The following is a 25,836-nucleotide window of genomic DNA, read 5'->3' as shown; positions in this document are numbered from 1 at the left end:
ACCATTATTTTCAATTGTTACTTACCAGGCTGGTAGTCTGGGTCGATGATCAGGACCGGCTTAATGGTCTTGCCGGAAACTGAGTCGGCGTTGGCCTGGTTAATGTCGGCGAAGTCATAGAACTTTTCGGTCTTGTCGAAGTCGAACATGCCCTGCTTGTAGAATTCAATCAGCCGTGGAATGTCCACCTGCGGGATCGAGTCACCCATGTTGACCCCAACAATCGTCCGGTCGGCTGGGCACAGGTCGTCCCAGGTGTTGACGTCGATGTGGTTGGCGGTAACGGCAATCGCTGCCAGGACCCCACCCTGGGCGAGGGCTTGGATAGAGTCTTGCATTACCTTGGTAACCCCGGTCGTGTCAACGATGTAGTCAACCCCCTTGCCGTCGGTCAGGTCTTGAACGGCCTTGACCATGTCGGTGTCGTTGGTGTTGATGGCATCCGTGGCGCCCAGTTCCTTTGCCAATTCCAGCCGCTCTGGAACCCGATCGATAGCGATGACCTTGGTGCAGCCGGAAATCTTGCCGGCCATCATGGCAGCCAGCCCAACGGCCCCGGTCCCGGCAACCGCGATCGTGGAGCCTGGTTCTGGCTTCAGGGTGTTAAAGACCGTCCCGGAACCGGTAACGTAGCCACAGCCCAGTGGGCCGAGCTTCCGCAGGTCCAAGTCCTTTGGTACCTTCACGGCGTTCCGTTCCCGAACCACCGTGGTCGTGGTGAATGAGGATTGGTCAAACATGTCGTCAACCTGGTGTCCGTCTTCGGTGAAGTGGGCACTCCCGTCTGGACGAACCCCCGAGAGGTTGTTGGCCGCGTAGTTCAGGCACTTGGTTGGCTTCCCCTTCAGACAGTTGATACAGTTGCCACAACCGTAGAAGGAGAGAATGACGTGGTCACCTGGCTTGAAGTTCTTAACTTCTGGCCCAACCTTTTCAACGATCCCGGCACCTTCGTGACCCAGGATGATCGGGTAGCCAATCTCGGCATCACCCTTCCGCAGGGCTTCGTCGGAGTGGCAGATCCCAGAAGCAACCATGTGAATCTGCAGGTCGTCCGCCTGCATGTCGGCCAGTTCAACGTCATCGCGGATGTCAAATTGAGCGCCCTTTTCGTCAACAACAGCAGCTTTAATCTTCATAGAACAACATCCTCTCTAAATTTGTCTAATTACCCAACAAATTCATCCTATCACAATAAGAATTTGAGGAAAGCGTTTTCTTGGCCATCTTAATAACCACAACTACCGGAAAGCCGACCACACTAGGCATCGGCCATTCCTCCACTGAATCCGCTAAAAATGATTATTTATTCATACCAGCTACTAAAGGGAGTGGGACAGAACTCGCTTGCGAGTTCGTCTTCCCACCCCCGCGAGGCTGGCTAGGCGTTCCGGGCGTTGATTTATCAACGTTCGGAATCCAGCCAGCTACCGCGCCATAGCATTTATAGCTATATAACAGCAAAGAGGCTGGGTTAATTCCCAGCCTCTCACTTCAATGTTCAATTTGTTCATCACTGACCGGGCGCTTGCCGTGCTTCAGCTGGCCGATCTTCCCCTCACGGCCGGCGTTGACAATGAATTCATCCACCGCGCCACAGTGTTCGCACACCACGACGATCTGGTAGCGCTGGGAATTGTCGTTATTAGTATCCATCCAGTTGCGCTCGGCAATGATCAGAGGAGAGCGGTGGCACTTGTAACAAGGAATGTTCAGGCGCGCGTCCTCGCGGAAATCGTCACCGGTCTTACCAACCATGCCGAACCGGTCCTCACTCTGTACCCGGTCAAAATTGTTGTAAAACACAGTTCTCGCCTTCCTTAGTAGTCAACCGTGTGGGGCTTTTGCAGCCGCACAACCAGGACAACGATGATTTCCATGACAAAGATCGAGACCGCACAGATCACAAAGAGGACGTGATAGGAGGCCGCACCAATGACCAGCCCCCCAAAGAGCGGTCCAAAGGCCTTCCCCAGCGAGGAAAAGGCGTTGAGGATTCCCTGGTACTTCCCCTTCACCTCGACCGGCGAGAGGCTGTTGACGATCGCTGGCATCGTCGGAAAGGCCGTCGCTTCCCCAATCGTTAAAATGATCATTGCGATCACGAACCAGAGATAGTTGGTCGCAAAGAGCAGGAGGACAAAGGAAAGGCCGACGGTAAAGATCCCGACGTAGACCTGGGCGTAGGGGTTGTTGTAGAAGCGATTCAGCCAGGTCAGGAACAGCTGAATGAGGACGATCAGCACCCCGTTGAGCGTCCAGAGCAGACTGTACTTGGTCATCGAAATTCCCTGACTAGTCATGAAGACGGAGAGGTTACTGGACCATTGTTCGTACATCGTCCAGACGATGCAAAGGGTGATAAAGAAAATCCAGCTGATCCAGAGGTTGGCCCGCGGGATCTTGGTTACCGCCGGTTCGTCACTCTTGAAGCGGGTCTCGTCTACCGGTTGCGGATGCGGATCCTCGTGGAAGTAAAAGAAGACCACCAGGGTGAAGAGAATGTAGAGCACCGTCGTAATCGAGAAGAGCGGCGAGATGTTCCCGTGGGCATACTGATAGAGCGGGCCGACGATCGTGGTCCCGATCACCATCCCCAGGTTGTTGGCGAAGTAGAGCATGTTAAAGACGTAGCGGCCATCCATCCGCAGCTTGGTCCCGAAGGAGTTGACCATCGTGATGATCCAGCCGTTGAAGAAGCCAATCGCCGTTAGCAGGATGGCGTAGATGGGCCAATCATTGAAGAAGATCATCGTGGCGATCACCACCGTGGCCAGGCTGACTCCGGCCAGCATCAGGTGCCGCGGATTCCGCTTGTCAAACAGCAGACCGCTGATGTAGCTGCCGACCACGTTCGCGCCCGAATAAAATAGCAGAACAATCCCCGACACGGTCAGCGATTCGTGCAGCTGTTGGTGCATATAAATCGTGGTTAGCGGCCAGACGAAGCTGTTGCCGATGCTGCCGAAGAACATTCCCAGCAGCAGCCATTTCAATTCAATTCCCTTTGTTTGACGACCCATTTTAGCGCCTCCTCATATTTTGATTATTATCCTAAGCGAACGAAAAGAGCCCTCCAGTTATCCTGAAACGCCCCTTGATTAGCATTTTTGTATATCTATTGTCCTTCCGGCACGTAGGCCACGGAGGCAAACTTGTTATAGGACTTGGCAAATAACAGTTTGACCGTCCCCCGCGGACCACTCCGGTTCTTTTCGACGATGACTTCGACCTCACTGACGTTGGAATCGTCATCGTTGCCGCCACCGCCTTGATTATTGTCGTCATCGTCACCCTCGTCGTGCTCGTAGTAATCGTCACGGTAGAGGAAGCTGACGATGTCGGCATCCTGCTCGATTGACCCGGATTCACGGATGTCGGACAGCACCGGCCGCTTGTCCTGACGCTGCTCGACCCCCCGGGAAAGCTGGGAAAGGGCGATGACCGGCACTTCCAGCTCCTTGGCCAGCTTCTTGAGCTGACGAGAAATCTCTGAAACTTCCTGCTGACGGTTGTCGGGATTGCTCCCTTCAATCAACTGAAGGTAGTCGATCACAATCAGCCCCAGGTTCTTGTTTTCCTTCTTCAACCGCCGGCAACGGGCCCGAATCTCAGCCACCTTGATCCCCGCCGTGTCGTCGATGTAGATCTGGGCGTTCGACAGGGTTCCGGCCGCAAAGAACAGGCTCTCCCATTCATCGCTGGTCAGGTTCCCAGTCCGCAGGTGGTTAGCATCGATGTTGCCCTCCGCACAGAGCATCCGGTTGACCAGCGACTCGGCCCCCATTTCCAGGCTGAAGATGGCAACGGCGTTATTGGTCTTCGTCGCCACGTTCTGGGCAATGTTTAAGGCAAAGGCGGTCTTCCCCACGGCCGGCCGGGCGGCGATAATGATCAGTTCGTCCGGGTGAAATCCAGTCGTCATCTTATCCAATTGGGGATAACCGGTCTCCAGTCCCGTCACGTCCGAATCGTTGCCGGACAGGGCCTCGATGTGGTTCATCGTTTGGTTCAGGACGGTTTCGATGTCCTGGAAGCCGTTCTGGTCGTTGGACTCCGACACGTGCAGGATCGATTGCTCGGCGGAATCGAGCAGGTCCGTCGTGTCGTTATCGTCCGCGTAACCCTCGTTGATGATCTTGGTAGCCGTGTTGATCAGGTTGCGCCGAACCGCCTTGTCATGGACAATCTTGGCATAGAAGGTCACGTTGGCCGCGGACGGCACAGCGTCGGCCAGCTCAGCCAGGTAGACCATCCCGCCGACGTTTTCGGTCTGCTTGTCCTTGTCCAGGGCACTCTTGATCGTCACCACGTCGATCGGCTGATCATCATCGTTTAATTCCACCATCTTCTTGAAGATGATCTGGTGGGCCCGCTTGTAGAAATCGGCGGGCTGCAAGTATTCCATTGCATCGGCCAACGCATTCTTACTTAAAAAAGCAGCTCCGAGAACTGCCTTTTCAGCTTCAATATCGTGTGGCTCTTCTTGCACTGGTGCATTATCCATGACGATACCTCGCTTTTTGAAATCGAAATTTAATTATAACGGTAAAATTACTTTTCCGCAATGTGGACCCGAATTTCGGCCGTAACCTGCGGGTGAAGCTTGATTGGCACGTTGACGTAGCCCAGGGCCTTGATCGGCGCCGCCAGTTCAATCTTGCGCTTATCGATCTTGACCTTGTACTGCTTTTGCAGGGCCGTGGCGATCTGCTTGGTCGAAATGGAACCAAACATCCGGCCGTCGGTGCCCGCCTTACCGCTTAATTCAACAACAGTCTTATCATCTTCTAAGACCTTCTTCAAGCGTTTTGCCTCGGCCAGTTCCTCGGCGGCGTGCTTTTCTTCGGCCCGTTGCTGACCGGCCAGCTGACTCATCGCTGCCTTGGTGGCCTGCTTGGCCATGCCGCGCTTGATCAGGAAGTTCTGGGCGTAACCATCCGGAACCTCTTTGACCTGACCGCGCTTGCCCCGGCCACGAACATCTTGAGTAAAAATAACTTTCATTTTGTTCACTCCTCTGTATCTTCTTGACTACTATTATCGGCCGTCTTCTGCAGAAGTTCAATTAATTCTTGCTTAGTATCATCAACGGTCGAGTCGCTGATCTGGGTGGCCGCGTTGGCCAGGTGACCCCCGCCGCCCATCTTTTCCATCAGGACCTGGACGTTGACGTCACCGGCGGACCGGGCAGAAATTCCGACCTTGCCGTCCGCACGCAGGGTGATGACAAAGGAGGCCTCGACCCCCTCAACCGAGAGCAACATGTCAGCGGCCTGGGCAGTCGTCACGGATCCGTAGACCTGGTCGTTTTCACCGGCACAGATGGCAATCTGTCCGTTGATCTCCGCCCGGGAAATCAGGTGGTTGCGGTCCATGAAGCTGCGTGGGTCCTCCTTCATGAAGGACTGGATCATCATTCCGTCGGCCCCGGCAGAACGCAGGTAGCTGGCAGCGTCGAAGGTCCGGGTACCGGCACTCTTGGTAAAGGACTTGGTGTCGACCTGGATCCCCGTTAGCATCGCCGTCGCCTCGACCTTATTGAGTCCCTCACCCTCGCGTGGCTGGTACTCAAACATCTCGGTGATCAGTTCACAGGTCGAGGAAGCGTATGGTTCAATGTAAACCAGCAACGGATTCTCCGGGAACTCCTCCCCGCGCCGGTGGTGGTCAATGATGACCAACCGATTTTGCAGCTGATCGTAGAGCTCCGGCGAGATGGTTATGCTGCGCTTGGCATGGTCCACCATCACCAGCAGGCTGTTGGCCGTCGCCTTTTCCAGGGCCACGTCCGGCGTGATGATGTGATCCTTGATTGACTGGTAATTGTCAATCTCGTTCATCAACCGCTGAATGTCGGCGTGCGGGTGCTGATCACTGATGACGATCCAGCACTGCTTGCCGTTCATCTCGGCAATCCGGCGAATCCCCAGGCAGGCCCCCAGAGAGTCCATGTCGGGGTTGTTATGCCCCATGACAAAGAGCTGGTCGGCCTGGTCAATCAATTCTTGGAGGGCCTGGCTGATCATCCGGGCCCGCACCCGGGTTCGCTTCTCCATCGGGTTGGTCTTTCCGCCGTAGAAGCGAGCGGGCTGATCCTTAGCCCGGACAACGACCTGGTCACCACCCCGGCCCAGTGCCAGGTCGAGGTTATCCTGGGCGGTATCGGCCAGCTTGATCAGGTCGTCTTCCCCATAGGCGATCCCGACACTCAGCGTCACCGGTGAGTTCTGCTGGGACGTGCTCTGCCGCACGGTGTCCAGGATCTTGAACTTCTTCTTTTCCAGTTCCGCCAGCGAGGCCTGGTGACCGATAATCAGGTAGTTATCGTCATCGATGATCTTCATCAACAGGTGATTGGTTTCGGCCCACTTGCTGATCTCGGAGGTGACGTAGTTGTGCAGGTTGGAAACATCCGAGTCACTCATCCCCTGAATCAGCTCGTCGTAGTTATCCAGGTAAATATTTCCCAGGAAAACCCGCTCCTGCCGATAGCGCTGCTCGACCTCCTCATACTTGGTGATGTCGAGCAGGTAGGCCACCCGGTACTGGGGCTGAAAGAGAAATTCAAACTGCCGTGAACGCCAGGAAACCACCTGGGCCCCCTGGTGAGCGCGCCCCTGATCAATCAGGTCAGCCAATTGTTTATCAACCGTGCCGACCTTTTCCCCCACCACGTGCTCCAGCTTAAAGTAGCGGGCCATGTAAGGGTTGATCCATTCAATCTCGTTGCGGGCGTTCAGCATAATCATCCCCACCGGCATTTCGAGCAGGGCCTCCTGTTGGCCGTGCTGAATCTGGTAGGTTAAATTCTGTAAGTATTCGTGAGTATCGTCGACTAGCTGCCGTAAGCGGCGCAGACTAACCGTCATCCCTACCACCGCCAGGACAAGGACAAGCAGGCCCGCCAGCCAGTTAAAGGTGAAGGCCAGGACCAGGCTGATGAGCGTGACGACCAGTAGGTAAACGACATTCCAGCGGACCGCCGGGTGTTTCAGATAAAACAGCCAGTTTTCACTACTGAAAAATTTACGCATAAGAATCCTCCCAAATAGACACCGTTCGTGCCCATTTTCAATTGGATAGTTATATCATATCACAAGCAATAGTGAATGCAGCGACAAAAAGGCGCGGCCGGAACGCAAATTCCAGCCGCGCTATTCTTATTTTTCATCGCCAATCAGGTGCTGGGCAACGGTCAGGTCCGTCACCAAGGTGGTGGCGTAGTGCCCGTTCAGCGCCGCCTTAATCGGTTTTAGTTTTGCCATCCCCCCGGCGATCAAAACTGCCTGACGGGCCTGCTTTAGTTGCGTCAGCGGGACGGCCATCGTCCGCGCCGTCAGCTCGGGATCAACGATTTGTCCCTGGGCGTCGACGAATTGCGAAACGATGTCGCCGACCGCGGTCGCACGCAGCTTGCGTTCCTCTTCCGGCGAAAAGTAGCCGAGCTCAAAGAGGGTGGCGTCCGGACTAGTGGTCCCAACCGTGAAGAGGGCCACCGTCGTTTGTTTGGCCGTCGTCAAGACGTCGTTGATGAAGCGATCGCGAACAACCATTTCTTTGATTGTCTGGCTGTCAAAGATCACCGGCAATGGCAGGATCTGGGCCTGGGTGTGGTAGCAGGCGTTGAAGTGGCGGGTCACCTCGACAACAAAATTATTATGGGTCGAATTGGCCACCGTCCCCTTGAGATAGACGACCCGAACGTTCTTCCGCTCGCTGGGGGCCAGGTGCCGAGCCACGGCCGCCAGGGTCTGCCCCCAGCTAATGCCAATCGTGTCGTTGTCCCTGACTACGGTCGGCAGATAGTCGGCAGCCGCCTGCCCGATCGCCTCCAGGATGGCACTGCTGTCGTCCCCGTTCGGTTCGGCGATCACAACCGCGTCCAGCTGATACTTTTCCTTAATTTGCTCCGCCAGGGCGTCAATGTCCTCCAGTGGATCATTGATCTTGATGTTGACGATCTTGTTGTCGCGGGCAAACTGGAGGGCCCGGGAAATCGTCGGCCGGGAGAGGTCCAATTGTTTGGCAATCTGGGCCTGGGTTGCGCCCTGCAGGTAGTAGAGCTTGCTAATGGCAACCGCCTGCTTAATCTGTCGTTTCGTGTCCATCCGCACTCTTCCTTTCAATGCCAAATAATTGCTAGATAACGTGAAAAACAACCGCGGGGCTAGTGTCTAACTACGGCCGAGAGCCGACGCCTTCAGCGCCGACTCCCGTCCTAGGTTAGGCCATACGCCCCGCTTAGATGGTTATTTTTCACTCACTTTTTATTCTTTACCAATTACCTGCATACTGTGACTAACTCCCAGACGGGTTGCCCCGGCCTTGACCATCGCCTCGGCTTCTTCTGGGGTGTGAATGCCACCAGAAGCCTTCACCTGGGTGTTGGTGCCAGCAACCGCTGCAGACATCAATTCAACGTCGTGCACCGCTGCTCCCCGGGTGGAGAAGCCGGTCGAGGTCTTCACGAAGTCAGCCCCGGCGTCCGCCACAATCTTGGAAGCCTTGGTGATTTCGTCGTCCGTCAGCAGGGCCGTCTCGATGATGACCTTGACGATCTTGCCGTTGTCGTGACCCACCTTGACGATGGCCTTGATGTCGTCTTCAACCTTATCAAAGTGGCCGCCCTTCATCTCGCCGATGTTCATGACCATGTCGACCTCGTCCACGCCGTCCTTGATCGCCTGTTCGGTTTCAAAAACCTTGGCCGCCGTCGTCGTGGCCCCGAGTGGGAAGCCAATCACCGTTGCCGTTACCACATCAGTGCCTTCCAAAGCCTGGTGCGTCTTAGCGACCCAGTACGGGTTGATCATAACGGTGTGGAAATGGTTGTCGATGGCCTGCTTGATGACCGTGTCAACCTGTTCCTCCGTTGCCTCTGGGCTGAGCAGTGTGTGGTCGATATACTTATTTAATTCCATTCGGGATCACTCCTTTTCTTTTTGACATCCTTATCATAACATATTTTTACAAATGTTCAATAGTATATGAAATATTGTAAAATTGATTTAAGATGATCCGTTCGGCTAGCCCAAGCTAAGCTGACGACAAAAAAGAGTCGATCAGAAAACCGCTTGGCTTTCTGATCGACTCTTTGATTGATCAATTAGTCTTCAGCAACGAATGGCAGGAGACCCATGATCCGGGCACGCTTGATAGCGACCGTTAACTTCCGTTGGTTCTTGGCACTAGTACCAGTGACCCGACGTGGTAAAATCTTACCCCGTTCGGAGATGAACCGACGTAATAAATCAGTGTCTTTGTAATCGATGTATTCGATGTGGTTAGCGGCGATGAAGTCGACCTTGCGACGACGACGACCGCCCCGACGTTGTTGTGCCATGAAATTACCCTCCTATCTGGTAAAAAATTTTAGAATGGTAAATCGTCATCAGAGATTGCGGTATCCCCATTGTCATTGCTTGAGCTGGAGAATGGGTTGGCCGAATTCTCTTGACCAGCGCCGCCAAAACCGTTGTTGGCGTTGGTTGACGAATTAGGTTGAGGAGCGTTGTTGGCTTGCGGCTGTGGTTGGTTGTTGCCAAATGGCTGCTGACCCTGGCCGCCAAATGGAGCTTGATTGTTGAATGGCTGCTGACCACCGTTATTGAACGGTTGTTGGCCGCCACCAGCATTCATGCCGCCATTTTGCGAACGAGGTTCAAGCAGGGCAAAGTTATCAACCACGACTTCGGTAACGTAAACCCGTTGGCCCTGCTGGTTTTCGTAGTTCCGCGTTTGGATGCGGCCATCGATCCCCACCAATGAGCCCTTGTGGGTGAAGTTGCTGAAGTTCTCGGCTGATTTACGCCAAATGACACAGTTGATGAAGTCGGCGTCCCGATCACCATTTTGGTTCCGGAACTGCCGATCAACGGCGAGCGTAAACGAAACTACCGCGGTCCCGCTGGTAGTGTAGCGCAACTCAGGATCTCGCGTTAAGCGTCCAGTCAAAACTGCACGATTAATCATTCGATCGTACTCCTCTCTATTTACATTGACGATCTAATTAAGCATCAAGCTTAACGATCATGTGACGTAGGATATCGTCGTTGAACTTAGCCAAACGATCAAATTCGTTTAAGGCTGCGTCAGAATCAGTCGTCAAAGTAACTACGTGGTAAGTACCTTCAGTGTACTTGCTGATTGGGTAAGCAAACCGACGAGTTGACCAATCCTTTGATTCAGCAACGTTTGCACCATTGTCCGTCAAAACCTTGTCAAAACGGTCTACTAATTCGCTCTTAGCAGATTCTTCGATGTCAGGACGAATGATGTAAGTAATTTCATATTTACGTGTTTCCATGAATGTTACACCTCCTTATGGACTCTGGCTCTTCTAAAACTTAGAAGAACAAGGAGAGTAGACGTCTGTACGTATACTCACAAATATAAAATATAGCATATACTAGGGTTTAAAACAAGAAACAAATAACAGAAATCCTGAGAATTGCGCTCTATATATATAATACGTAAATTCTCAGGATTTTCGTTTTTTTACTTAAATTTTTTTAGTTTTCACTCGGCGTTGACTCTTCCGAAGTCGCAGTGCTCTGCGTCTCCGCAGCTTCGTCTTCGCTGTCGTCGTCCTTGTCAACCTTGGCCATCGTCGCAACCTTGGTGCCCTTATCCATCTTGATCAGGTGGACACCCACGGCGGAACGACCGGTCGTCGATACCGTCTCGATACCGAAGCGGATGATGACCCCGTGGTCGGTAACCAGCATGATATCCTCGTCGCCCTGGACGGTGGTCAGGCCAACCAGCGGCCCGTTCTTGGCGGTAACGTTGACGGTCTTGACACCGAGGCCGCCCCGGCCCTTGATTGGATACTCGTTGGCCGGCGTCTGCTTCCCAAAGCCGTTTTCACTGATGACCAGGACACTGTCGTCCGGGTTCAGTGGGGCAGCGCCAATCACAAAGTCATCGTCGCGCAGGCGGATTCCCCGCACACCCGCGGCGGAACGACCCATGGACCGCACCAGGTCGGACTTAAAGCTCAGGGCATAGCCGTTGTGGGTCCCGATGATCATCGGCTGACCGGCAGCGATGACGTTGACGTTGATCAGCTCGTCGCCATCATGGAGGTTGAGCGCCTTCAGACCATTGCTCCGAATATTCTTGAATTCGAGCACCGGCGTCCGCTTGACGGTCCCGTACTTGGTGGTGAAGAAGAGGAACTTGTCGTCATCGTTGGCCGCGTGGGAAACGTTGATGACCGCGCTGATCTTCTCCTTGTTGTCGATCCCCAGCAGATTGATGATCGGAATCCCCTGGGCGGAACGACCGTATTCGGGAACCTCGTAGCCCTTCATTGAGAAGACCTTGCCGGAGTTAGTGAAGAAGAGCAGGAGGTCGTGGGTCGAACTGGCAATCAATTGTTCAATGAAGTCGTCCTTGTGCACGCCCATCCCCTTGACGCCGCGGCCACCACGGTGCTGGGACTTGAATTCGTCCACCGGCAGACGCTTGATGTAGCCGTTGTGGGTCAGGGTGACGATGATGTCTTCTTCCTCGATCAGGTCCTCGTCTTCGATGTTGGTGATGTCGCCGACTTGCAGCTCGGTCCGCCGCTTGTCGCCAAACTTGCGCTGGATCTCCATCAGTTCGTCATAGATGATCTGGTGGATCCGCTCGTCGTGGGCCAGAATGTCCTTATAGTCGGCGATGGCGGCCATCAGCTTCTGGTATTCGGCCTCAATCTTTTCCCGTTCCAGACCGGTCAACCGCACCAGCCGCATGTCCAGGATCGCCTGGGATTGGCGGTCGGACAGGCCGTAGTTTTGCATCAATTCACCCTTGGCAATCTCACTGGTCTGGGAGTTGCGAATGATCTTGATGATCTCGTCGATGTGGTCGAGGGCGATCCGCAGCCCGGCAACGATGTGGGCCCGGTTTTGCGCCTTCTTCAGGTCAAACTGGGTCCGCCGCCGGACGACGTTTTCCTGGTGCTCCAGGTAGTACTGGAGGATCTGCTTAAGGCTCAGGATCTTCGGGGCCCCGTTGACGATCGCCAACATGTTGAAGTTGAAGGTCGTCTGCATCAAAGTCATCTTGTAGAGGTTGTTTAAGATGACCTCCGCGCTGGCGTCCCGGCGCACGTCGATCACGATCCGCATCCCGTCCCGGTCGGTTTCATCGTTGATATCGGTGATCCCGTCGATTTCCTTGTTCCGGGCCAGGTCCGCGATCCGCTCGATCAGCTTGGCCTTATTGACCATGTACGGGATCTCGTGGACGATGATCTGCTGCTTGCCGTTCTTCTTTTCTTCAATGTCGACCTTGGCCCGGACGATGATCGTTCCGCGGCCGGTCTCGTAGGCCTTGCGAATGCCGGACTTGCCCATTACGACCCCACCAGTTGGGAAGTCGGGACCGGGCAGCACCTTCATCAGGTCCTCGGTCGTGGCGTCGGGGTTGTCCATCAGCATGTGAATGGCACTGATGACCTCACCCAGGTTGTGGGTTGGAATATTGGTGGCCATCCCGACGGCAATCCCGGAAGCCCCGTTGACCAGCAGGTTCGGGAAGCGTGCCGGCAGGACGTCCGGCTCCTTTTCAGTGCCATCGTAGTTCGGGTGGAAATCAACGGTGTCCTTGTTGATGTCGCGCAGCATTTCCACCGCGATCTTGCTCATCTTTGCCTCGGTGTACCGCATGGCGGCGGGACTATCCCCGTCGACCGACCCGAAGTTACCGTGACCGTCAACCAGCATGTACCGATATGAGAAGTCCTGCGCCATCCGGACCAGCCCTTCATAAATCGAGGAATCACCGTGAGGGTGGAACTTCCCCATGACGTCCCCAACGATCCGGGCCGACTTCTTGTACGGCTTATCCGGGGTAACCCCCAGTTCGTTCATTCCATACAGGATCCGCCGCTGAACCGGCTTTAAGCCATCGCGCACGTCCGGCAGGGCCCGCGAGACGATGACACTCATGGCATAATCTAGAAATGAGTTCTTCATCTGGCTCGTCAGCTTGACGTCCGTGATTCGGTTTGACATATTTTCTTCAGCCAATGCCGCTCCTCCTTTTGATCAAATTCAAGTTTGTGCTTAATTACAGGTCCAGGTTCTCAACGAACTTGGCATTCTTTTCAATAAATTCACGCCGCGGGCCAACCTTGGTTCCCATCAGCATTGGGAAAATCTGGTCGGCTTGGGCGGCATCGTCGAGCTGGACGCGCAGCAGGTGCCGATTTTCTGGATCCATCGTGGTCTCCCAGAGCTGCTCGGCATCCATTTCACCCAGCCCCTTGTACCGCTGGATAACCGGCTTCGGGCTCGGCTGCAGGGAGTTGACGACCCGCTCCAGCTCTTCGTCGGATTCGATGTACTTGACGAATTTGCCCTGGCGAACCTGGTAGAGCGGCGGCTGGGCAATGTAGACGTAGCCGTGGGTGATCATTGGCTTCATGAACCGGTAGAAGAGCGTTAGCAGCAGGGTCCGAATGTGGGCCCCGTCGACATCGGCATCGGTCATGATGATCAGCTTGTGATAGTTGGCCTTGGTGATGTCGAAATCATCACCGAAGCCGGTTCCCAGTGCCGTGAAGAGGGACCGAATTTCGTCGTTGGCCAGGATCCGGTCGAGCGAAGCCTTTTCAACGTTCAAGATCTTCCCCCGAATCGGCAGAATTGCCTGGGTCAGCCGGGAACGACCCTGCTTGGCAGAACCACCGGCCGAGTCACCCTCGACGATGAACAGTTCGGAAATGTTCGGGTCCTTGCTGGTGTTGTCGGCCAGCTTACCGGGCAGGTTAGAAATCTCCAGTCCACTCTTCTTCCGGGTGACTTCCCGGGCCCGCTTAGCAGCGACCCGGGCCTTGGAGGCTAACTGGCCCTTTTCGACAATCTGCCGGGCCTCGTCCGGATGCTCCATTAAGAAGCGGTTGAAGGTGGCTGCGAAGACGTGGTCGGTCGCGGTCCGGGCGTCGGAGTTCCCCAGCTTGGTCTTGGTCTGACCTTCGAACTGCGGGTCGGGGTGCTTGATGGAAACCACCGCGACCATCCCTTCCCGGACGTCATCCCCGGACAGGGTCTCGTTGTTCTTCAGGATCCCGCTCTTGTGACCGTAGTCGTTGATCACCCGGGTCAGGGCCATCTTGAACCCGGTCTCGTGGGTTCCCCCTTCATAAGTGTGGATGTTGTTGGTAAAGGTCAGCAGGTCGCTGCGGTAGCCATTGACGTACTGAAGCGACACTTCGACCGTGATGCCGTTCTCCTGGCCCTCAACATAGATCGGCGGGTCAAAGAGGACTTCCCGGCCCTCGTTCAGGTATTCAACGTAGTGGCGAATCCCACCCTCATATAGGAATTCCTGGCGTTCCGGCTTTTCGTCCCGCTTGTCTTCGATCGTGATCTTGAGCCCCTTGTTTAAGAAGGCCAGTTCACGCAGCCGGTCGGTCAGGGTCTTGATGTTGTAGGTCGTGGTTTCACGGAAGATTTCCGGATCCGGCTTGAAGTGGACGGTGGTTCCGTGCACTTCTTCCGGCAGGCCGGTGGCAATGACCTTCATTGGCGTCTTAACGTGGCCGTGATCAAAGTCCATGTAGTAGCGCTTGCCTTGCCGGGCAACCTTGACATCCAAGCTTTCGGACAGGGCGTTCACAACTGAGGCCCCGACCCCGTGCAGACCACCGGAAACCTTGTAGCCGCCACCGCCGAACTTCCCACCGGCGTGCAGAACGGTGTAGACCGTCTCCAGGGCCGGCTTACCGGTGTCCTTTTGGATGTCGACTGGGATCCCCCGCCCGTTGTCGCGGACGGTAATGCTGTTGTCGGGCTCAACCTCGACGTTGATTTCCGTACAGAAACCGGCCAGGGCCTCGTCGATCCCGTTATCAACGATTTCCCAAACAAGGTGGTGTAACCCCTGGGCAGACGTCGATCCGATGTACATCCCTGGACGCTTCCGGACCGCGTCGAGCCCCTTTAAGACTTGAATCTGACTGGCATCGTATTCACTGGCCAGCTCAGCTTTGGTTTCTTTTTGCTCGTCGCTCACTATGCTTCCTCCTTGTTCAAAGTGCCATTCTTAATTTCAAAAATTGTTGGTTGTTTAATCAGTTGCCTTGCCACATCACTCAGGCTGGTCGTCGTCAAAAAAGTCTGGACCTTATCCTGAATCGCCGTCAGCAGGTGGGTCTGCCGAACCGTATCCAGCTCGGACAGGACGTCATCCAAGAGCAGCAGCGGGTATTCGCCGGTCTGCTCCTTCATCAGGTCGATCTCCGCCAATTTGACGGCCAGGGCGGTTGTTCGCTGCTGGCCCTGGGAGCCAAATGCCTGGACGTTCTTACCATTAACGATGAAGTGGATGTCGTCGCGCTGGGGGCCATACATGGTCGTCCCCTGCTCGATCTCCTTGTCCTGGTGTTCCTGGTAGATCTTGAGCAGCTCCTGGTAGGCCGCCTCGACCGTCGTTTCTTCATCGACCTTCAGCTGGGTAGCGTAGGCCAGGTGCAGCTTCTCCTGGTTGAGCGAAATCTGGTAGTGCAACTCGGCCGCCCACTTCTCCAGGTGCTGGAGAAAGTGGTAGCGGGCCACGATGACCTCCGCCCCGTAGGCTGCTAATTGGTCAGACAAAACGGCCAACAGCACCCGGTCATGCTGCTGGCCATACTTTAGCTGTTTTAAGTACTTGTTTCGTTGTCGCAAGAGGGTCCGGAACTGGCTGGCATTATAGAGGTACTTGCTGCTCATCTGGCTGAACTCCATATCCATGAAGCGCCGCCGAACCGCCGGAGCCCCCTTGACCAAGGACAGGTCCTCCGGGGCAAACAGGATCGTGTTCAGCTGCCCGATGTACTGGCCGAGTCGGGCCTGCTCCAGATGGTTGACCTTGGCCTTTTTACCATTCTTGGTAAACTGCAGCTCCAGCGGCACCCGGCCACTGGCCTTCTGCACGATTCCGCTGATGGTGGCGGACTGGGACTGCCAGTTAATCAGCTCCCGATCATTGCTGGTCCGGTGGCTCCGCGTCAACGACAGGGCGTAGATTGCCTCCAGCATATTGGTCTTGCCCTGGGCATTGTGGCCGATCAGGACGTTGACCCCGGGGGCAAAGTGCACCGTCAGATCCTGGTAATTTCTGAAGTGGCGCAACCGTAGCTCCGTCAAAATCATCCTGGCTGCCTACTTACTCAAAATCTTCAAAAGGGGGTAGTCAGGAACCTGAACCTGGTCGTCGGGGTAGAGCTTGCGGCCCCGCCGCGTGTCGGCTTCACCATTGACCAGAACCTGATTCTCCTTTAGGTACCACTTCGCCGCACCACCGGTTGGGATGATGCCCTCTTCCTTCAGTAATTGGCCGAGGGTGATGTACGGCGTCGAAATCACGAATTCCTTGTTTTTCACACTATTTCACCTACTTTACTGTGTCTATTATACCACAACTAAATAGGTAAAACGCGTTATAAGGCGATCTCAGCCCTTCAAAACTAAAGGAGGCATTTTTATCAAAAATGGGGTTGAACTAATCTGCGTCGCCTAGAGGCCACTTTCCGTCATTTTGACCCTTTAAAATTACAAAGTGGGAACCACCAAACGGCCAGGGGTTCCTCAGCAAAATAAAAAAGGGCACCAAATCAGCCAAGGTGGCGATTCTAGTGCCCAGTTAGGTGTATTTCAGTTGTTAGAAGGTCCGCACCGGAGTGATCAGGTGGACAAAGTTTTCCTGATCTTCGGTTGGTACCAGGGTAAATGGCCGCAGTGGCGAAGTGAAGGAAATCTTGATTGCCGACTGGCCAAACGACCGCAGCGCATCCTTCATGTAGTTCGGGTTGAAGGAAATCTCCAGATCGGCTCCGTCGAGCGCGTTCGTTGCAACCTCTTCTTCCACCGTCCCGATGTCCGGGGAGTCGCTGCTGATCCGGACAAGGTTTTCGCTTGGCTTCAGCGTCAGTTTAACCACGTCGTTACGACTTTCGTGCGACAGCAGGGAGGCCCGCTCGATTGATGCCAGGAAGCTGCCGGCGTCGACTTCCATCGTCGTGTCGGCCATCTCCGGAATCAGCTGGCTGGTTTCCGGATAATTGCCCTCCAGCAGACGGGAATAGAAGTGGGTGTTGCCGAAGATGAAGAGGATCTGGTTTTCGGTTACCTGAACCTTAACGTCCTCATCCACGTCACTGATCATCCCAGAGAGTTCATTCATGCTCTTTCCCGGAATGATGACGTCGAAGTCAATCCCGCTGACGTCTTCCAGCTGCACCTTCCGTTGTGCCAGCCGGTGACTGTCGGTGGCGACCGCCGTCAGGAGACCATCGTGCAGGGTGATGTGAATTCCGGCAAGGATTGGCCGACTCTCCTGCTTGGAAACAGCGATGACGGTTTGGCGAATGACTTCTTTCAAGACATCATTTGGCAGGGTGATTGTCCGGTCGGTCTCAACTTCTGGCAGGTGCGGGAAGTTTTCGGCGTCCTGACCATTGATTTGGAACTTGGCGGTTCCGGAGGTAATGTCGGCCTGGAAACCATCTGTAACTTCAATAGTTACTTGTTTGTCGGGCAGCTTTTTAACAATTTCACTGAAGAAACGAGCAGGCAACACAATGGCACCTGGTTGTTCGACAGTCAATCCGTAGTCAGGATCGGCGGCGTTAATGACGCTTTCGATTGTGATGTCGGAGTTGCTGCCGGTCAACACAATCTGTTCCTTATCAATCACCATTTTGAGTCCCGTTAAAATTGGAATCGTGGTTTTAGATGAAATTGCCCGCAAAACATTGTTTAGTTGGCTAATAAATGCCGTTCGGTTGATGGTGAATTTCATAACTGTGGCTCCTTTATATAAATATATTTTATAGTTTAAAGATCGTGGTAGTAGTAGAGTCTGTTAATACTGTGGATAAGTCGAAAAAAGCGAAGAAATCAACGGCTTTCGGTTGTTGATAACTTGTGGATAAAGTTGGGAACAATTTCGACAGTTATTCACAGGCTAAGCGTGAAGGTGCTCCTTCAGCTTACCAATGTCCTTTTGCAGATCGGTGTCCTTTTTCAGGGCCGCCTCAATCTTGTCGATGGCGTGGAGGACCGTCGTGTGATCCTTACCGCCGAACTCGTTTCCGATCTTGGGTAATGAATAATCCGTCAGTTCGCGGGACAGGTACATCGCGATCTGGCGCGGAACGACGATTTGCTTGACCCGCTTTTTGCCGAGGATGTCCCCCTGGGTGATGTTGTAATAGCTGGCGACCTGCTTTTGGATTTCGGCCACCGTGATGGTCGTCCGCTGCTGTTGGCGCAAGCCCTTGAGTGCCTGGGAGGCTAGATGGGGCGTGATTGGCTCCCCACTGAGGTTGGCAAAGGCCTGGACCTGGTTTAGGGCGCCCTCCAATTCACGAATGTTGGAGTCGATCTGGCCGGCAATGTAGTTTAGGGTATCGTTGCCAACGTCGATCTGATCCTCTTCGACCTTGCTGCGCAGGATGGCAATCCGCGTCTCCAGGTCTGGTGGGGTGATTTCGACTGGCAGGCCCCAACGGAAGCGGGAAACCAGGCGATCCTGGAGTTCCGGAATTTCATTAGGAATCCGATCGGAGGTCATCACGATCTGTTTCTTGCGATCGTGCAGGGCATTAAATGTATAGAAGAACTCCAGCTGGGTCCCTTCCTTGGTGGCCAGGAACTGGATGTCATCAATTAATAGTAGATCGAGGTTGCGGTACTCTTCCCGGAACTTATCCATTGACTTGTTTTGGATTGAGTTGATGAAGTCGTTGGTGAATTCCTCGCTGGTGATGTATTTTACCTTGGCGTTGGGATTGGTTTGCAGCATGTGATTACCAATTGCTTCCATTAAGTGGGTCTTGCCCAAGCCAACGCCACCGTAGATAAAGAGCGGGTTGTAAAGGCTGCCGGGGCTTTCGGCTACCGCATAGGCCGCTGCATGGGCCATTTTGTTGCCTTCACCGACCACAAAGGTGTCGAAATTGTAATGGGGGTTAAGGGGCGTACCCATTTCAAAGCTAGCATTTGAAGATGGTTGTTCAGTTTCGTGCGGGGTGATTTCGCTCTCTAAAACGTAGCGGGGCTCAATTTCGTAGCCTAGTTCGGCCTGGGCGTATCCCTTGAGCTTAGCGTCGAGGTTTTGACGCCAAAAATCCCGATGAACTGGCGTTGGCATCAGGATCGTAAGCTGGTTTTGGGAGAGAGAAATTGCTTTTGCCGGAGCAATCAAGGTGTCAAAGGTCACCTGGGTGGTGTTTTGACGGAATGAATTTTGGATCGCTTCCCACAGAGAATCGAGCTCAGTCAAAATAATTCCTCCTCGTGTTGATAAATTCTACACGGTATTTTATCATCACATTAAAAAGTTTTCCACAGGGTGGATAAAGCAGAAAATAGTATACACAACTCTGTGTGGTATTTAAACTGTCACTTGTTAATTTTGGTGGCTAAATCGACAGCACAAAGCTAATTAACAGTTCTTGTGGAAAACTAAAGCTAGTAATACCAGGCATTTTCAGGGTTATTAACAGGCAAAACCGCCCTTGTGGATAAGCCTAGTCACAGGGTGTGAATTGTGAATAACTACAAGATATTGTGGTGGATAGTTTTCCACAACCATAGATACTGCACAAGGCTTGTGGAAAGATTTTATCGTTCTGTGGATAAATAAAAAATTAAAATAAAATTTAGTCGTTTATTAATTGCTGAAAGTATGGTACACTTCTAAAGTATGTTTGAAGAGAACGTCTTTTTAGACTGAAAAGCAAACCCATTCAATTGAATAGGAGGTGCAATTGTATGAAGCGCACGTTTCAACCAAAGAAGCGTCACCGTGCACGTGTCCATGGCTTCCGTAAGCGCATGAGCACCAGTAACGGCCGTAAGGTATTAGCACGTCGGCGTCAAAAGGGCAGAAAAGTATTATCTGCATAACCACACGGCCACTTTTATAGTGGCTTTTTTTATTGTGATCGGGCAGGGCAGATCGCGGATGCAATTCAGCAGTCGATGGCCCTGCCCTTTTTCATATCTAAGTAAGGCTAGGATTATACATTATGAGAAAATCATACCGAGTAAAAAAGGAAAGCGAGTTTCAACGGGTCTTTGAAACCCACCAGTCCGTCGCTAACCGCAAGTTCATCATCTACCAGATGGAGAAGCCGGGCCAGAAGCATTTTCGCGTCGGCATCTCGGTCGGCAAAAAGATTGGCAACGCGGTTCACCGCAACTGGGTCAAGCGGCGGATCCGGCAGACCCTGCTGGAAGTGAAGCCGGACCTGAAACCGGACGTCGATTTTTTGGTGATTGCCCGGCCGGCTGCTGACGGCATGGAGATGGCCGAAACCAAGAAGAACCTCGTCCATGTTTTGAAAAAAGCACAGCTATTAAATGAAAAGTGAGGAACACGGTTTGACAAAAAAGAGCAAAAAGATCCTGAGCTTGACGGCGGTCCTGAGCCTGACGGTCCTGCTGGCCGCCTGCTCGAACGCCCCGGTCACGAAGAATAGTACCGGCTTTTGGGATCACTACATTGTATATAACTTCTCCCAATTCATTATCTGGCTTTCCAATCACATTGGTGGCTACGGGATGGGGATCATCGTCTTCACCATCATCATTCGGGTATTGCTGCTGCCACTGATGTTCTACCAAACTAGGTCAATGCTGAAGACCCAGGAGCTGACGCCAAAGCTGAAGGCCCTGCAGCAGAAATACTCATCACGGGACCGCGATTCCATGATGAAGATGCAGGAAGAGACCCGGAAGCTTTACAAGGAAGCCGGGGTTAACCCGATGGCCTCCATGCTGCCGCTGATCATCCAGCTGCCAATCATGTGGGCCCTTTACCAGGCAATCTGGCGGACCCCTGAACTGAAGCAGGGGACCTTCCTCTGGATGCAATTGGGGCACACCGACCCGTACTACGTGATGCCAATTCTGGCGGCCCTGTTCACCTTTATCTCTTCATGGCTGTCGATGGCTTCGATGCCGGAACGAAACGGGATGACGACGGCGATGACCTGGTTCATGCCGATCATGGTCTTCGTGATGGCCCTGGGCTTCTCGTCTGCCATTACCCTCTACTGGGTGATCTCAAACGCCTTCCAGGTTGTTCAAACCCTGCTCCTGCAGAACCCATTCAAGATTCGTCGCGAACGGGAAGAAAAGGAACGGGCAGAAAAGCGCCGGAAGCGGAAGCTGGAAAAGGCCAAGCGTCGTGCCTACCAGAGCAAGCGTAAGTAGTAAAGTTTGTAGAGCCAGACCTCCTCGCGAGTGCCGGGCTTTTTTTTGAATATTGAAAAGATAACGTGGAAAACAACCGTGGGGCTAGTGTTTAGCTACGGACGAAAGCCGACGCCTTCAGCGTCGACTCCCGCCCTAGGCTAGCCATACGCCCCACTCTGATGGTTGTTTCCCACTCACCTTTTCGTGTTAGAATAAGCTAGTGAAATTTACGGACGGAGGACATGAGCAGAATGCCATTGTATAGCGGAAAGACGATTGACGAAGCGGAACGAAAAGCGGCCAGTGAACTGGGGAAGCCACTGGAGCAGCTGGTCGTGAAGGTGATTCAGGAACCACGGCGGGGCTTTTTGGGTATCGGTCGGCGGGATGCCCAAATCAGTGCAGAAATCAAGCAGCCGGCCCCGAAAACTGAGTCAGCCGCGCAGTCCGCGCCAACTCCACAGGCTCAAAACCTAAAACGGCCAGCAGTAAAACAGGCGAAAAAGGCTTCGGCTAAACCTACGGCCAAGGCTCGGCCAAAGGCAAATCGGCCCGCACCGCACGATGGCGAGGAGCAGGATCCGGCAGTGATCAAGGCCCGGCACGCGGCCAACCTGAAAAAGGTTCAATCGGCCGGCAAGCAGCTGACCGGTTACCTGCAGGACGTTTTCCAGGCCCTGGGAGTGGAGACGACGCCGCAGGTCAAGCAGGTGGCGGCCCATGAAATCACGGTTGATATCCAATCACCGGCGTCTGGCCGGGTGATTGGCCACCACGGCCGGCGAATCAACGCCATGGAGCAGCTGGCGGCGGCCTTCATGGACTACCACGGGGCTCCCAAGACGGCCGTAGTTTTGGACACCTCGGATTACCGGCAGCGGCGGCGCGAAGCATTGCATGAACTGGCCGAGCGTTCCGTGACCGAGGTGGTTGCCAGCGGCCAGGCGGTCTTCTTGGACCCGATGCCGGCGCGGGAGCGGAAGCAATTGCACCGGGAGCTGGAGGACAACGCCCACGTGCGGACCTATTCCCACGGCCGGGAGCCCTACCGGAGCGTCGTGATTGCCCCGCGGAACTAGCGCTGTTTTTTGGTTGACATTCGGCGGGGATGATCTTAGAATGTTGACGGTTATAAAATTAAATTTGTTAAAGTAGTGAAAGTGCTTTGACCATGGTGACGGCAGTGATGCCCTCAGACGTGGACTGGGCGCTTTTTTTATTAGGAAGGAGCGAATATCGTGGCAAACAGCGAGGCGGATACAATCGCCGCAATCTCAACCCCCGTCGGTGAAGGGGGAATTTCCATTGTGCGGATCAGTGGTGACGACGCGGTCAAAGTTGCCGAAAGGATCTACCGGGGCAAGAACCTGGACAAAGTTGCTAGTCACACGATCAACTACGGCCACATTATCGACCCGGAGACAAAGGAAGAAGTCGACGAAGTGATGGTGTCGGTAATGCGCGCCCCCCACACCTATACCAAGGAAGACGTGATTGAAATCAACTGTCACGGGGGACTGCTGGCCACCAACCGGATCCTCCAGCTGGTCTTAAGCTACGGGGCCCGGATAGCCGAACCGGGGGAATTCACCAAGCGGGCCTTTCTGAATGGCCGGATCGATCTTTCCCAGTCCGAGGCGGTCATGGACCTGATTCGGGCGAAGACGGATAAGTCGATGAAGGTGGCCCTCAACCAACTGGACGGGGACCTTTCCCGCTTGATTCGTCACCTGCGCAAGGATATTTTGGACGTTCTGGCCCAGGTCGAGGTCAACATCGACTATCCCGAGTACGATGACGTCGAAGAGATGACCACCAAGATGCTCAAGGAAAAGGCGGTCGAAATTCAAGGGCGGATCCAGGCGCTCCTGAAGACGGCCAAGCAGGGAAAAGTCCTGCGGGAAGGCTTAGCAACGGCGATCATCGGCCGGCCCAACGTCGGTAAGTCCAGTCTGCTGAACTCCCTGCTGCACGAGGACAAGGCGATCGTCACCAACGTGGCCGGGACGACCCGGGACGTGATTGAGGAATACGTCAACGTCAACGGTGTACCGCTGAAGCTGATTGACACCGCCGGGATTCGTGACACGGCAGACACGGTGGAAAAGATTGGGGTGGAACGGAGTCGCAAGGCCCTCGATGCCGCCGACCTGGTCCTGCTGCTGATCGACAACTCGGAGCCCCTGACCGAAGAAGACAGGAAGCTCCTGGCCGCTACCAAGGATAAGCAGCGGATCGTGATCTTGAACAAGACCGACCTGCCAAGCAAGCTCGACCTAACCGAATTAAAGCAGCTGGTCGGCGACGACGCGCTGATTGAAACCTCGATCGTCAAGCACTCGGGGATGGACCAGTTAGGCGAACAGATCAGCCACATGTTCTTTGACCAGGGGATCGAAAACAGTCAGAACAGCGTCATGGTCACCAACGCCCGGCACATCGGCCTGCTGCACCAGGCCAATGATGCCCTGAGCGACGTTTTGAAGGGGATTGCTGCCGGGATGCCAGTTGACCTGGTTCAAATCGACATGACCCGTTGCTGGGACCTGCTCGGTGAAATCACCGGTGACAGCTACCAGGACGAGCTGCTCGACCAATTATTTAGTCAATTCTGTTTAGGAAAGTAGGAGAATTATGAAGTCTGCAGAATCATTGAAAACCTCAGATGCGGTCCAGTACGAGGGCGGCGACTACGATGTGATCGTCGTCGGTGCCGGACACGCCGGTAGTGAGGCCGCCCTGGCCGCTGCCCGTATGGGAAATAAGACCCTGTTGGTAACCATCAGCCTTGAAATGGTGGCCTTTATGCCGTGCAACCCGTCCGTTGGGGGCCCGGCCAAGGGGATCGTCGTCCGGGAGATCGACGCCCTTGGTGGTGAAATGGGGCACAACATCGACAAGACCTACATCCAGATGCGGATGCTCAACACCGGGAAGGGGCCCGCGGTCCGGGCATTGCGGGCCCAGGCCGACAAGCACGCCTATCATCGCCAGATGAAGCTGACGATTGAGCGCGAACCAAACCTGACCCTGCGTCAGGCCACGGTTGACTCCCTGATCGTGGAAGATGGCGTCTGCAAGGGGGTCGTCACCAACACCGGTGCCCGTTACCACGCCAAGGCGGTTGTCCTGACCGTCGGCACGGCCGCCCGGGGCAAGATCATCATCGGTGAGCTCCAGTACCAGTCCGGCCCGAACAACTCCAAATCGGCCGTTAAGCTGTCCGAAAACCTGGAGGAGCTCGGCTTTGACCTGGAGCGGTTTAAGACCGGGACGCCGCCACGGGTTAACGGGAACACGATCAACTTTGACGAGACCGACGAGCAGCCCGGCGACGAGGAGCCGCACCACTTCAGTTTCGACACGCCGGACAGTGCCTACATCTCCGTGACGGACCAGCTGGCCTGCTGGTTGACCTACACTAACCCAACGACTCACGGAATCATCCGGGCCAACCTGAACCGGGCCCCGATGTTCTCCGGTGTCATCAAGGGGGTCGGGCCCCGCTACTGCCCATCGATTGAGGACAAGATCGTGCGTTTCGCCGACAAGTCCCGCCACCAGGTCTTCCTGGAACCCGAGGGCCGCGATACCGACGAGTACTATCTCGACGGGGTCTCAACCTCGATGCCGGAAGAGGTCCAAAACAAGATTGTCCACTCCATCAAGGGGCTGGAATCCGCCGAACTGATGCGGCCGGGCTACGCGATCGAATACGACGTCGTGGCACCATACCAGCTGCACCCGACCCTGGAGACCAAGATCGTCAAGAACCTCTACACGGCCGGTCAGACCAACGGTTCCTCCGGTTACGAGGAGGCGGCCGGCCAGGGCCTGATCGCTGGAATCAACGCCGGGCTGCGGGCCCAGGGCAAGCAGCCGTTCGTCCTCAAGCGTTCCGACGCCTACATTGGGGTGATGATCGACGACCTGGTTACCAAGGGCACCAAGGAACCATACCGCCTGTTAACCAGCCGGGCTGAATACCGGCTGATCCTGCGGCATGACAACGCCGACTTCCGCTTGATGGAAAAGGGCCACGCAATTGGCCTGGTCAGTGATGAACGGCTGGCCAAGATGGAAGCCAAGAAGGCCGCCGTGGCCGCCGAAATCAAGCGGCTCCAGTCAATCAAGCTCAAGCCGAGTGACGAAGCGGTCAACGACTTCATCGAGCAACACGGCGATCATCGCCTGAAGGATGGGGTAGCCGCCGCTGACCTGCTGAAGCGGCCCTACTTTGACTACCAGACCCTGCTGAACTTTATTCCAGCGCCGGAACCCGAATTGGACCGGCACGTGATCGAGCAGGTTGAGATCCAGCTCAAGTATGCCGGCTACATCAAGAAGGAAGAGGTCAAGGTCGAGCGGATGAAGCGGATGGAGGCCAAGCGGATTCCGGATGACATCGACTATGATGACATCGATGGCCTGGCAACGGAAGGGCGGCAGAAGCTGGAGAAGATCCGGCCGGAGACGCTGGCCCAGGCGTCCCGGATCTCCGGGGTTAACCCGGCCGACCTGGCAATCCTCAGCGTTTACATTCGCCAGGGAAAGTTCTCTAAGAAGAACGAAAAGAATTAATATTTCCCGGGAAATAGGGTTCGTGGTGCCAAGCTACGGGCCCTGTTTTGATGGAAGTACTAACTATGTT

23 protein-coding genes are annotated in these 25,836 nt (G+C 54.6%); 6 read left to right on the top strand and 17 right to left on the bottom strand.

Features of this window, described 5'->3' with window-relative positions; all coding sequences use genetic code 11:
• Window positions 1-17: 17 nt before the first annotated feature.
• The 17 genes from LKE23_RS07245 to dnaA form a co-directional block, all read right to left on the bottom strand.
• Window positions 18-1,139, bottom strand: a complete 1,122-nt coding sequence (locus LKE23_RS07245; RefSeq protein WP_291976695.1) for an NAD(P)-dependent alcohol dehydrogenase — start codon at window positions 1,137-1,139, stop codon at window positions 18-20.
• A gap of 355 nt (window positions 1,140-1,494) precedes the next feature.
• The gene (locus LKE23_RS07240) at window positions 1,495-1,806 is read right to left on the bottom strand and encodes a hypothetical protein (RefSeq protein WP_291976694.1); all 312 of its coding nucleotides are present in this window, start codon (window positions 1,804-1,806) and stop codon (window positions 1,495-1,497) included.
• A gap of 14 nt (window positions 1,807-1,820) precedes the next feature.
• Window positions 1,821-3,023, bottom strand: coding sequence for an MDR family MFS transporter (locus LKE23_RS07235; protein ID WP_291976693.1), 1,203 nt, complete (start codon window positions 3,021-3,023; stop codon window positions 1,821-1,823).
• 95 nt (window positions 3,024-3,118) lie between these two features.
• Window positions 3,119-4,507, bottom strand: a complete 1,389-nt coding sequence (dnaB, locus tag LKE23_RS07230; protein ID WP_291976692.1) for a replicative DNA helicase — start codon at window positions 4,505-4,507, stop codon at window positions 3,119-3,121.
• Window positions 4,508-4,554: 47 nt separating this feature from the next.
• Complete coding sequence (gene rplI / locus LKE23_RS07225; RefSeq protein ID WP_291976691.1) at window positions 4,555-5,007, bottom strand: 50S ribosomal protein L9; 453 nt, start codon at window positions 5,005-5,007, stop codon at window positions 4,555-4,557.
• A gap of 5 nt (window positions 5,008-5,012) precedes the next feature.
• On the bottom strand, window positions 5,013-7,037 hold the full coding sequence (locus tag LKE23_RS07220) for a DHH family phosphoesterase (protein WP_291976690.1): 2,025 nt from the start codon (window positions 7,035-7,037) through the stop codon (window positions 5,013-5,015).
• Between the two features lie 126 nt (window positions 7,038-7,163).
• Complete coding sequence (locus tag LKE23_RS07215) at window positions 7,164-8,111, bottom strand: sugar-binding transcriptional regulator (RefSeq protein WP_291976689.1); 948 nt, start codon at window positions 8,109-8,111, stop codon at window positions 7,164-7,166.
• A 159-nt stretch (window positions 8,112-8,270) separates the two neighbouring features.
• Window positions 8,271-8,924, bottom strand: a complete 654-nt coding sequence (deoC, locus tag LKE23_RS07210) for a deoxyribose-phosphate aldolase (RefSeq protein WP_291976688.1) — start codon at window positions 8,922-8,924, stop codon at window positions 8,271-8,273.
• Window positions 8,925-9,109: 185 nt separating this feature from the next.
• Window positions 9,110-9,346 carry a 30S ribosomal protein S18 gene (gene rpsR, locus LKE23_RS07205; protein WP_025022578.1) on the bottom strand — a complete coding sequence of 79 codons (237 nt, stop codon included), beginning with the start codon at window positions 9,344-9,346 and terminating at the stop codon, window positions 9,110-9,112.
• Window positions 9,347-9,375: 29 nt separating this feature from the next.
• Entirely contained in the window at window positions 9,376-9,975 is a 600-nt protein-coding gene (ssb, locus tag LKE23_RS07200) for a single-stranded DNA-binding protein (RefSeq protein ID WP_291976687.1), read from the bottom strand.
• Window positions 9,976-10,012: 37 nt separating this feature from the next.
• Complete coding sequence (gene rpsF / locus LKE23_RS07195) at window positions 10,013-10,309, bottom strand: 30S ribosomal protein S6 (protein ID WP_267201147.1); 297 nt, start codon at window positions 10,307-10,309, stop codon at window positions 10,013-10,015.
• Between the two features lie 205 nt (window positions 10,310-10,514).
• Entirely contained in the window at window positions 10,515-13,025 is a 2,511-nt protein-coding gene (gyrA, locus tag LKE23_RS07190; protein ID WP_291976686.1) for a DNA gyrase subunit A, read from the bottom strand.
• A gap of 40 nt (window positions 13,026-13,065) precedes the next feature.
• Complete coding sequence (gyrB, locus tag LKE23_RS07185) at window positions 13,066-15,012, bottom strand: DNA topoisomerase (ATP-hydrolyzing) subunit B (protein ID WP_434737592.1); 1,947 nt, start codon at window positions 15,010-15,012, stop codon at window positions 13,066-13,068.
• Window positions 15,012-16,133, bottom strand: a complete 1,122-nt coding sequence (gene recF, locus LKE23_RS07180; protein ID WP_291976685.1) for a DNA replication/repair protein RecF — start codon at window positions 16,131-16,133, stop codon at window positions 15,012-15,014. The genes gyrB and recF overlap by 1 nt, the downstream gene beginning before the upstream one ends.
• Before the next feature lie 9 nt (window positions 16,134-16,142).
• Entirely contained in the window at window positions 16,143-16,364 is a 222-nt protein-coding gene (gene yaaA, locus LKE23_RS07175; RefSeq protein ID WP_267201144.1) for a S4 domain-containing protein YaaA, read from the bottom strand.
• Window positions 16,365-16,641: 277 nt separating this feature from the next.
• Window positions 16,642-17,781, bottom strand: a complete 1,140-nt coding sequence (dnaN, locus tag LKE23_RS07170) for a DNA polymerase III subunit beta (RefSeq protein WP_291976684.1) — start codon at window positions 17,779-17,781, stop codon at window positions 16,642-16,644.
• Between the two features lie 165 nt (window positions 17,782-17,946).
• Window positions 17,947-19,266, bottom strand: coding sequence for a chromosomal replication initiator protein DnaA (gene dnaA, locus LKE23_RS07165; RefSeq protein ID WP_291976683.1), 1,320 nt, complete (start codon window positions 19,264-19,266; stop codon window positions 17,947-17,949).
• A gap of 491 nt (window positions 19,267-19,757) precedes the next feature.
• Here dnaA and rpmH point away from each other — a divergent pair, with 491 nt between their 5' ends.
• The 6 genes from rpmH to mnmG all read left to right on the top strand — a co-directional run bounded on the left by rpmH (window position 19,758) and on the right by mnmG (window position 25,766).
• Window positions 19,758-19,892 (top strand): 50S ribosomal protein L34, encoded by a 135-nt coding sequence (gene rpmH, locus LKE23_RS07160; protein WP_003665227.1) that lies wholly within the window; start codon window positions 19,758-19,760, stop codon window positions 19,890-19,892.
• A gap of 122 nt (window positions 19,893-20,014) precedes the next feature.
• Complete coding sequence (gene rnpA, locus LKE23_RS07155; protein ID WP_267201140.1) at window positions 20,015-20,359, top strand: ribonuclease P protein component; 345 nt, start codon at window positions 20,015-20,017, stop codon at window positions 20,357-20,359.
• Window positions 20,360-20,369: 10 nt separating this feature from the next.
• Entirely contained in the window at window positions 20,370-21,203 is an 834-nt protein-coding gene (yidC, locus tag LKE23_RS07150) for a membrane protein insertase YidC (protein ID WP_291976667.1), read from the top strand.
• 233 nt (window positions 21,204-21,436) lie between these two features.
• Window positions 21,437-22,264, top strand: coding sequence for an RNA-binding cell elongation regulator Jag/EloR (gene jag / locus LKE23_RS07145; protein WP_291976666.1), 828 nt, complete (start codon window positions 21,437-21,439; stop codon window positions 22,262-22,264).
• A 159-nt stretch (window positions 22,265-22,423) separates the two neighbouring features.
• Window positions 22,424-23,812, top strand: coding sequence for a tRNA uridine-5-carboxymethylaminomethyl(34) synthesis GTPase MnmE (gene mnmE / locus LKE23_RS07140; RefSeq protein ID WP_291976665.1), 1,389 nt, complete (start codon window positions 22,424-22,426; stop codon window positions 23,810-23,812).
• A gap of 7 nt (window positions 23,813-23,819) precedes the next feature.
• The gene (mnmG, locus tag LKE23_RS07135) at window positions 23,820-25,766 is read left to right on the top strand and encodes a tRNA uridine-5-carboxymethylaminomethyl(34) synthesis enzyme MnmG (protein ID WP_291976664.1); all 1,947 of its coding nucleotides are present in this window, start codon (window positions 23,820-23,822) and stop codon (window positions 25,764-25,766) included.
• Window positions 25,767-25,836 lie beyond the last annotated feature (70 nt).

The organism is Limosilactobacillus sp. (assembly GCF_022482365.1).
GTDB lineage: Bacteria > Bacillota > Bacilli > Lactobacillales > Lactobacillaceae > Limosilactobacillus.
The sequence above is the reverse complement of the archived record's forward strand: the minus strand, read 5'-3'. Positions and strand labels throughout refer to the sequence as shown.

Excerpts from the sequence above, each read along its gene's own strand:
- LKE23_RS07245 (WP_291976695.1), bottom strand. The coding sequence starts at position 1,139 with ATGAAGATTAAAGCTGCTGTTGTTGACGAAAAGGGCGCTCAATTTGAC.
- LKE23_RS07235 (WP_291976693.1), bottom strand. The coding sequence starts at position 3,023 with ATGGGTCGTCAAACAAAGGGAATTGAATTGAAATGGCTGCTGCTGGGA.
- dnaB (WP_291976692.1), bottom strand. The coding sequence starts at position 4,507 with ATGGATAATGCACCAGTGCAAGAAGAGCCACACGATATTGAAGCTGAA.
- rplI (WP_291976691.1), bottom strand. The coding sequence starts at position 5,007 with ATGAAAGTTATTTTTACTCAAGATGTTCGTGGCCGGGGCAAGCGCGGT.
- LKE23_RS07220 (WP_291976690.1), bottom strand. The coding sequence starts at position 7,037 with ATGCGTAAATTTTTCAGTAGTGAAAACTGGCTGTTTTATCTGAAACAC.
- LKE23_RS07215 (WP_291976689.1), bottom strand. The coding sequence starts at position 8,111 with ATGGACACGAAACGACAGATTAAGCAGGCGGTTGCCATTAGCAAGCTC.
- deoC (WP_291976688.1), bottom strand. The coding sequence starts at position 8,924 with ATGGAATTAAATAAGTATATCGACCACACACTGCTCAGCCCAGAGGCA.
- rpsR (WP_025022578.1), bottom strand. The coding sequence starts at position 9,346 with ATGGCACAACAACGTCGGGGCGGTCGTCGTCGTCGCAAGGTCGACTTC.
- ssb (WP_291976687.1), bottom strand. The coding sequence starts at position 9,975 with ATGATTAATCGTGCAGTTTTGACTGGACGCTTAACGCGAGATCCTGAG.
- rpsF (WP_267201147.1), bottom strand. The coding sequence starts at position 10,309 with ATGGAAACACGTAAATATGAAATTACTTACATCATTCGTCCTGACATC.
- recF (WP_291976685.1), bottom strand. The coding sequence starts at position 16,133 with ATGATTTTGACGGAGCTACGGTTGCGCCACTTCAGAAATTACCAGGAT.
- dnaN (WP_291976684.1), bottom strand. The coding sequence starts at position 17,781 with ATGAAATTCACCATCAACCGAACGGCATTTATTAGCCAACTAAACAAT.
- rpmH (WP_003665227.1), top strand. The coding sequence starts at position 19,758 with ATGAAGCGCACGTTTCAACCAAAGAAGCGTCACCGTGCACGTGTCCAT.
- rnpA (WP_267201140.1), top strand. The coding sequence starts at position 20,015 with ATGAGAAAATCATACCGAGTAAAAAAGGAAAGCGAGTTTCAACGGGTC.
- jag (WP_291976666.1), top strand. The coding sequence starts at position 21,437 with ATGCCATTGTATAGCGGAAAGACGATTGACGAAGCGGAACGAAAAGCG.
- mnmG (WP_291976664.1), top strand. The coding sequence starts at position 23,820 with ATGAAGTCTGCAGAATCATTGAAAACCTCAGATGCGGTCCAGTACGAG.